Raw genomic sequence first — 7,726 nt, forward strand, 5'->3', positions numbered from 1 at the left:
TTGTTAATGGGCAGTTCCCAAATCAGCATTTTCTTGTCCGTACCAGCAGTAGCTAAAGTTTGCCCATTGGAAGAAACAGCAAGAGCATAAACATAGCCTTGATGTTCGCTTAAACTGTGTATGACTCTACCGCCATTAGTTTCTAATTGCCAGATTTTGACAGTTTGATCTCGACTACTACTAATCAGTGTGCTACCGTCAGGACTAACAACAAACCCATCGATCGACTCGGAGTCCCTTCAACAATTTATACAAGAGTTTTCCTGTATTAGCATCCCATACCTTAATGCTTTTATCTGCGCTGGCAGTAAACAGGAGTTTATTGTCTTGACTAATATTTGCTAGTACCCAACTTGATTTTTCCTGCACAATTTTTTTCTGTAAATTTCCCCGTGCAACATCCCAAAACAGAATGGTTCTGTCATCACTGGAACTGAAAAGAGTTTTACCATCAGATGTGAAACCAACCGAACACACTACTTTTTCATGTTTTGTCAAATTATGGATAGGTTCAGGAGCAAAAAGAACTTCTCCTCCTAAATTAGCTTCGGGAAATGTCTCCTCAAAATCCTTGAGATGCTTCAAGAAACTAATGACCAAGTGCTTAAGCGCTGTTTCTCGATCTTTGACTTCTTGTAAAGATTTTTCTTGGTCTAGATGAGCTAGTTCTTTTAATTTTTTAACTAGATCCAACAGGAGAATGTTTTCTGAGGATGGTTTTAAGGCTTTAAGATCAGATTTTACCCTATCAATTAATACATAAGCAATAGGAATCTCTAACTGGAAAGGTTTAGGAATTGCACCTGGCTTCTTTTTCATCGAACCATCAGGTTGGAGGGTTGCAAAGTCCATACCAATAGAACTTACAGGAATTAGACGCACTGGACAACCAGCTTGAACTCTACTATGAACTACATTTTTAAACTCATCGACTTTTTCTCGCAGGCTTTCTATTATGTCTGAGAGCTTATAATTACCTTTAAGCAAATCCCACTTACTGATAATAAAATGAACTGCAGTGTTTCTGTTACATTTATTATTTATTAATTGCATCATGTTGGGTAAATCTTGTAACAATAACTCTCTAACCGCTTCATTATCCAGGTCTTTTCCTTGCATTAATTTTAATAATTTTAGACCATCAATCATCACCAACACTGCATCTGCATTGGAAACTTTTTTTTCCAAATCAACAACATCGTATTGATCTGGTAATTTTGTCTCTGTAATTAATCCTCCTCCATAGTCAATATAGGTAAACTGACAAACCGGAAACTTTTCAAGAGCCTGATTTTTGACATAACAAGTAAATATTCTCTCTGTTACATCTCTTGTCCCACTAGGCCAACCTTTATTTTTACCATCTATTTTTGAATAAATTTCATTCAGTTCTTTACACTGCTGATTGTCAGGAACTTCCAGAAAAAACCCTTCGCTAGTTTGAGTAGATAATTGCTTAAAAAGACTGGCTAAAAATACAGTTTTGCCTGCTCCAATTGGTCCTAAAGTAATAATATTGTAATTTTTCATATTCATTTCTGAACTTTTAATTTTCATAATTATTATCTTATTACTTTAGTTTATCTACGATAATTTCAGAGTCAGGAAAATCTTGGATCAGTTTATTACTAATATATAAAAAACTTGTAATAGCACTTTTTAAAGCTGTTCTTTTATCTTTAATTTCCATAATATATTCATTTTTTATTTCCTCGAATTCACCTATTTTTTTTTCATCTGCTGCAACTTTTTTTCTAATTCCTGCCAGCACCCAATTATCAATTTTTTTGAGGACTTCTTTAACAATTATACTATTTAACTCATTTGGCTCACTATCCTTGAAATCAGAGCTATCATCCTGAAAGATTATTGGTATCAAAAAATATTCAACAATAATATTAACAACTAGATCGATCAACCAACGGAAACTTAACACACCCTTGAAGAACTTATTTAATAATTTATTAAATCCACTATTTTCAGCAATAGATGCGTCGCTAATAGTAGTTAGTCGTTTAAGATTTACCTGAATCTCTTTCTCTAAAAGATCCGGTATAACACAAGATACAGGAACTTCCATGTAAAAAGGACGTGGAATTGAACCTGCAATCTTTTTCATACTGCCATCAGGTTGAGGTGTTGCAAAACCAGAACCTATTGAACTTACTGGAATCAGTCGTACTGGAGAACCTTCTTTATTTCGATTAACAACTAATTCTTTAAACTCAGGAATTTCTAGGAGGCGATCGCTTATTTCTTTTAAACCAAAATTATCATTTTCCAGCAAATCCCATTTACTAATTACGAACTGAATAGGTGCTTGACAATAGGACATCCATTTAATTATTGGTGGTAAATCTTTATTTAAAAAATCATCAATATTTTCCTCATTGCTATTGGTCATTAATGCCTGAATTTTTTGACCATCTAAAAGACCCAAAATTGCATCAGCTTTTACGATTATTTCTTGTAAATTAGAATCTTCTTCATCCATGTCTGTAAACCTTCCGCCAGCATAATCAAAATAAATAAACTGGCAAATTGGAAAGTTTTCCAGATTGAGATTATTGATACAACAAGTAAACTTCCACTTTGATATCTCATCACGTCTGGTTGTTTCAGGCCATTTTCCAATAATCAAGTTTGCGTAAATATCATTCAGTAGCTTCTGTGATTCAAAATCCTCAACCTCAAGATAGAAACCATCTTCTCCTTGTGTTGATAATGACCTAAACATACTGGCCAGGAATACAGTTTTGCCTGCACCAGACGCTCCTAAAGTTAATATTTTGTAACTTTTCATTGCCTAGATTTCCTCTGAAAATATAATCATGCCGACTGTAATACTACTATAGCAATTTCAAAAGTTTTTTTTAGACATCAGGATTTACCCAAAAAATGAAGCACATAAAAAGATGATAACCCTGTAGCGACTTTGCATACAACCTCCCTACCATTTGTCAAAAACATTTATAAAATTGGTATTATTCCGATTTGATAAATGTTTGCTACAAATATCTAGTTTTTTTAAGGAGTCAGGAATTAGGAGTTAGGAGTCAAAATAAATAACTTATTAGCTATTCTTAGTTCATAATTTATTGAATTCGTCAAAGAAACATCTCCTGTAAAGTATTTTTATCACCCTTGTTATTTGTAACATTCTTTTTTGAAATTGGTATAATGAATAAAAAAACTCTAACTTTAACCGGATTATTTTTAACAACCTTCCTCCTAATAACAATAAACTTATTTTCTGCCCAGAATGCCGAAAGTAAATCACAAAACCCTCTATCTCTTGGTTTCCAAATTATTAACAATTCTCAGGGAACAACTCTTTATCAAAAAGATTTAGATTATCTACAAATTGTCGATCTAACTCAAGGCGCAAAAATTAATTTTATCTACGGAAACATCACAGACTTAGGTACTAAAAAAGGAGCTTACGGCGGTAACGATCCACAATTTCAACGTCAGACAATATCACAAGTATGGTCTAACTTATTTTCAGAAAATTCAAATTTATTTTGCATCACTAATGGTCAATTTTTTAGAAACGATCAAAACTCCTCTACAGGATTAGCATTTCCTGTTAAGTCAGATGGAATTATAGTTAGTGATGGTTATGCCGGAGAAATAGAATTTCCCGATGAAAAGTTAATCCTAGAAGTCTGGAATAATAGAGCATTAATTAGTAAGTTTGAGCAAAAAAAATTACAATTATCAACAGCACCTAATCTTATTGTTGGTTTACAGGAAAACGCTGATAAAGGAGTCGAAGATAAAACAGGTAGAACATTTATTGGAGTTAAAGACAAAGATGGCGATCGCCTCAATGAAACAATTTTAATTTTTACATCTAAGCAAGCAACTCAACCCCATGCAGCTCAAGTTTTGAAAAGTTTCGGTGCCACTCAAGTAATGATGTTAGATGGTGGAGGTTCTACACAATTAATTTGTCAGGGGAATAATTATATAACTTCACCAAGAACTATCCCTCAAATGATTGTTATATTAAGGTAGTTTTATGAATATTTGGTAAAGTTATTGAGACTTTTATAGGTGTTTATTTAAAGATTCTGTGTTGGAGGAATTTTTCTAATTTGTAGCGATATGGAGAAAAATTTGGATAAAGTTCAATAGCTTTTTGATAAGAAGCGATCGCCTCTTCTAACTTCCCTTGTTTTTCTAAAATAGTGGCTAAATGATAGTACGACCAAGAAAAATCAGGGTTAATTTCTATTGTTTTACGATAAGCGGTGACAGCTTGGTCATCTTTGTTTTGTTCTCGGAAAATATTACCTAATTTATAATAAGACCAAGAGTGCTTCGGATTAATTTCTATTACTTTTTGATATGTAGTAAGAGCTGAATTAAATTCTCTTTGTTTATAAAATTCTTCAGCTATTTGAAAATAATACTCATAGTCATCAATATTTTTTCTGATGGTTGGTGCTATCTCTTTTTTTATTGTATTGTCTCCTCCTTGAAAATATAAGTCAACAAAACTATTAATTTCTTCTACTAATTTTTTATCTGACTCACTGAAACTTATTTCTGCTCCCCTACCAGATACACCAATGTTGTATTGCCCAATCTTGCTTTTGTCACTTATGAATCCATCAACTATTGTGTCAATAGAATTAGGTTCTAAATTTAATTGCAGAAATTCATTAATATCCCGTGCAACATTAAAAGGTATTTTTTCTACTTCTTGATAAGAAACATATAGCAATGATTCCGATTTTTTATCCAGCCAAGTTTTGGCTTTTCTGATAAAATCTGGAATAAGAACCTTAGCATCGTCAATGCTTTTTATTTTAGCAAATCCTTTGTGCCGCTCTGACTTCTTTTTTAAGCGTTCTTTCTCTCCCACATCTTTGAGAGAAACAATGATATCGTAAGGATTTCTGTAATTTACAATAGCTAGAGCATTACCCGATTCTAGAACAGACTCAACTGGTTTTGATAAAGGAGAATGAGTTTTGATAACTAACACTTTATCACTAGGTACTATGTCTACTAAATCATAGATGGCTTGATCGAGTTTTTCTATAAAGCGTGTATTTTTATAAAAATGCCTTTTAGTTTTTTCTGGTAAAGATTTGTATACCTTACTCTGACTATATTTACAATCAACCAATGCAGATGCTAGCTGAAAAGTGAAAGTGCTAGCTGATTTAGGCATTCCGTAACAAATAATAATCATATCAGTGTGAATCGTCTGACCTGTTATTATGAATTGAACTCTCCCGCTCCGGGCCCGGTGGTGCATGATATCCGAAGGGGGGCGGGTTTAGCCAAATTTCGATAAATGTACCTAAAACCCATTAAAAACCCGCCCCTACAATTTGGGAAATAAATTAAACACCGACGTAGGGGCGGGTTTCAGCAAAAATCTTGATACATAGATATTAATAGGACTTACACACCTCAACGTATTTCCGTCATTGCGACCGATAGGGAAGCAATCTCAAGTCCTAGTTTTTCGTACCTAGTGCGTAAGTCCTGATTAATTTATCTAAACCCGCCCCGCCCCCGCATGATATTACTCCTTAAAATACCAGTCCTCACCACCAGGCAATTTATAAAACTCATCATCAAGCACATCTCGCAAATCTTCTCTCGCATAGTTGTATCAGGACTTACGCAAAGGTACTATATATAGGTCTTTGGTGTGTTACGCTAGCGCTAACACACTCTACTAGCGCGTCAAGCTTGAAATAGTGTTTTAGGAAAATTCTCCAAACCTTAGTCAGAGCAAGAATTATACTCAAAAATTTAATACACCATTTTCAGCTTGACACAACACTACCAATAGCGTTCATGGGTAAGTCCTAATATATCTATATTCTAGTGCTAATTTTTGAGTATCACAGAGCCTGTAAATATTTTTTACAACGGTTTTCATTATGATCAATGCTTTTAGATTTAATCAGCAGAGCAATAATTAGACATTTCCGGACAAGAGGGAAGTAGGGATGTTGTATGCAGCATCCTTATGTACAGAGTAGGGACCAAAAATTTAGGAGCGTTCCATAGAACACCCCTACATAATATTTTGTTGAAAATTATGCTAGCTGAAAGCTGATTGCTGATTACTGATAGCTAGTTAATGCCCAATCCCTACATATTGAAAACCAGCAGCTTCCAACTCTTTACGATCGCAGAAATTACGTCCATCAACAAATAAATTCTGCTCCATGGACTTCAACATCTTAGCATAATCTAATTTCTCAAACTGTTTCCAGTCAGTCACCAAAACTAAAGCATCACAACCATCAGCAAGTCTTTCTGCATCTGTTTCCACTACTACTCCAGTCAAACCATGACGCATACCAGACTGAGAAAGAATCGGATCGTAAGCCTTCACCTTTGCTCCCAACCTGTTCAACTCTTGAATCAAATCTAGAGAAGGTGCATCCCGCATATCATCAGTATCAGGCTTAAACGTCAAACCCAATAACCCAATAGTCTTACCCTTAAGAATTTTCAGCGCCTGCTGTAACTTATCTATTGCGATCATGCGTTGACGCTTATTCACCTCAATTGCCGATTTCAACAACTGTGCCTCACAACCATAGTCATCAGCAGTATGCACTAAAGCAGAAACATCTTTCGGGAAACAAGAGCCACCCCAACCAATACCAGCTTGTAAAAATTTATTACCAATACGAGAGTCTAAACCAATACCCTTAGACACCTGAGTCACATCTGCTCCAACGCGGTCGCAAATATTAGCAATCTCATTCACAAAACTAATCTTAGTTGCCAAGAAAGAATTAGCAGCATACTTAATCATTTCCGCAGAACTCAAATCTGTTGTTACCACTGGTACTGGTGGGAGTGAGGAGTCGTCAGCAAACTTACGTTCAACCAGAGGAGCATAAAGTTCCAACATCATGTCTAGTGCCTTTTGACTATTACTACCCAATACTATGCGGTCTGGATTAAAAGTATCGAAGATAGCGGAACCTTCGCGCAAGAACTCTGGGTTACTAACCACATCAAATTCAGGTTCAATATCTGTACCGGAGCCACCCTCTTCATTTTTCCGCTCCTCAACCCCATCTAACACAATTCTTCGTACCCAGTCCCCAGAACCAATAGGTACAGTTGATTTATTCACAATTACCTTATAACCTGTAGTCAAATGAGCACCTATACCCTTAGCCACTGCCTCAACATAACGAGTATCACTTTCCCCTGTAGGGAGTGGGGGAGTACCAACAGCAATAAATAAGATATCGCCATGATTGACCCCAGCTTTTAAGTCAGATGTAAACTCGAGAGTTCCTGCTTTAGTGCAACCTTGCATCAGTTCAGATAACCCCGGTTCGTAGATTGGAGACTGTCCTGATTTTAATAGTTTAACTTTTTCCTCGTTGTTGTCTACGCAAATTACATGATGTCCTGTATGAGATAAACAAACCCCTGTAACTAAGCCAACATAGCCAGTACCAATGACACAAACACGCATCTTTTATATCCTCAAAGTTTTTAACACGAAAAGTTTTAATGGGGATTAAGTTTTTACAATTTGCTTTCCTTTACCCCCGCACCCTTTCAACTTTTTGGCGGTTCATTTTTGAGCCGCTCTCGAAAATCTTCTATTGTCAATTTTAACCCTTCTTGGAGAGGAACACTAGGCTCCCAACCTAAATATTTTTTAGCACGAGTAATATCTGGTTGTCGCTGTTTCGGGTCATCTTGTGGCAGAGGTTTATAA

At 35.4% G+C, this 7,726-nt stretch carries 6 protein-coding genes and 1 pseudogene; 1 reads left to right on the forward strand and 6 read right to left on the reverse strand.

All coding sequences use genetic code 11. The features are described 5' to 3' along the window. The 3 genes from F6K13_RS35015 to F6K13_RS09710 all read right to left on the reverse strand — a co-directional run. Positions 1–224 (reverse strand): WD40 repeat domain-containing protein (locus F6K13_RS35015; protein ID WP_375340658.1); only part of this gene is annotated, 224 nt, incomplete at its 3' end. Beyond that, complete coding sequence (locus F6K13_RS09705; protein WP_287287292.1) at positions 205–1,557, reverse strand: hypothetical protein; 1,353 nt, start codon at positions 1,555–1,557, stop codon at positions 205–207. The genes F6K13_RS35015 and F6K13_RS09705, both read right to left, overlap by 20 nt. A gap of 13 nt (positions 1,558–1,570) precedes the next feature. After that, positions 1,571–2,803 (reverse strand): hypothetical protein, encoded by a 1,233-nt coding sequence (locus tag F6K13_RS09710; RefSeq protein WP_287287293.1) that lies wholly within the window; start codon positions 2,801–2,803, stop codon positions 1,571–1,573. Positions 2,804–3,180: 377 nt separating this feature from the next. On the opposite strand from F6K13_RS09710, the gene F6K13_RS09715 reads away from it, so the two are divergent. Then, a complete protein-coding gene (locus F6K13_RS09715) occupies positions 3,181–4,020 on the forward strand; it encodes a phosphodiester glycosidase family protein (RefSeq protein WP_287287294.1) in 840 nt (279 codons plus the stop codon). Between the two features lie 43 nt (positions 4,021–4,063). On the opposite strand, the gene F6K13_RS09720 is transcribed toward F6K13_RS09715, so the two are convergent. The 3 genes and pseudogenes from F6K13_RS09720 to F6K13_RS09730 form a co-directional block, all read right to left on the reverse strand. Next, on the reverse strand, positions 4,064–5,272 hold the full coding sequence (locus tag F6K13_RS09720; RefSeq protein WP_124145559.1) for a tetratricopeptide repeat protein: 1,209 nt from the start codon (positions 5,270–5,272) through the stop codon (positions 4,064–4,066). An 837-nt stretch (positions 5,273–6,109) separates the two neighbouring features. Further along, positions 6,110–7,477, reverse strand: a complete 1,368-nt coding sequence (locus F6K13_RS09725) for a UDP-glucose/GDP-mannose dehydrogenase family protein (RefSeq protein ID WP_124145558.1) — start codon at positions 7,475–7,477, stop codon at positions 6,110–6,112. A gap of 86 nt (positions 7,478–7,563) precedes the next feature. Further along, positions 7,564–7,726, reverse strand: a pseudogene (locus F6K13_RS09730) (SDR family NAD-dependent epimerase/dehydratase); the annotation flags it as partial.

It is taken from the genome of Okeania sp. SIO2B9 (assembly GCF_010672505.1).
Lineage (GTDB): Bacteria > Cyanobacteriota > Cyanobacteriia > Cyanobacteriales > Microcoleaceae > Okeania > Okeania hirsuta.

Coding starts and splice junctions, on each gene's coding strand:
- F6K13_RS09720 (WP_124145559.1), bottom strand. CDS start 5,272: ATGCACCACCGGGCCCGGAGCGGGAGAGTTCAATTCATAATAACAGGT.
- F6K13_RS09725 (WP_124145558.1), bottom strand. CDS start 7,477: ATGCGTGTTTGTGTCATTGGTACTGGCTATGTTGGCTTAGTTACAGGG.
- F6K13_RS09705 (WP_287287292.1), bottom strand. CDS start 1,557: ATGAAAATTAAAAGTTCAGAAATGAATATGAAAAATTACAATATTATT.
- F6K13_RS09710 (WP_287287293.1), bottom strand. CDS start 2,803: ATGAAAAGTTACAAAATATTAACTTTAGGAGCGTCTGGTGCAGGCAAA.
- F6K13_RS09715 (WP_287287294.1), top strand. CDS start 3,181: ATGAATAAAAAAACTCTAACTTTAACCGGATTATTTTTAACAACCTTC.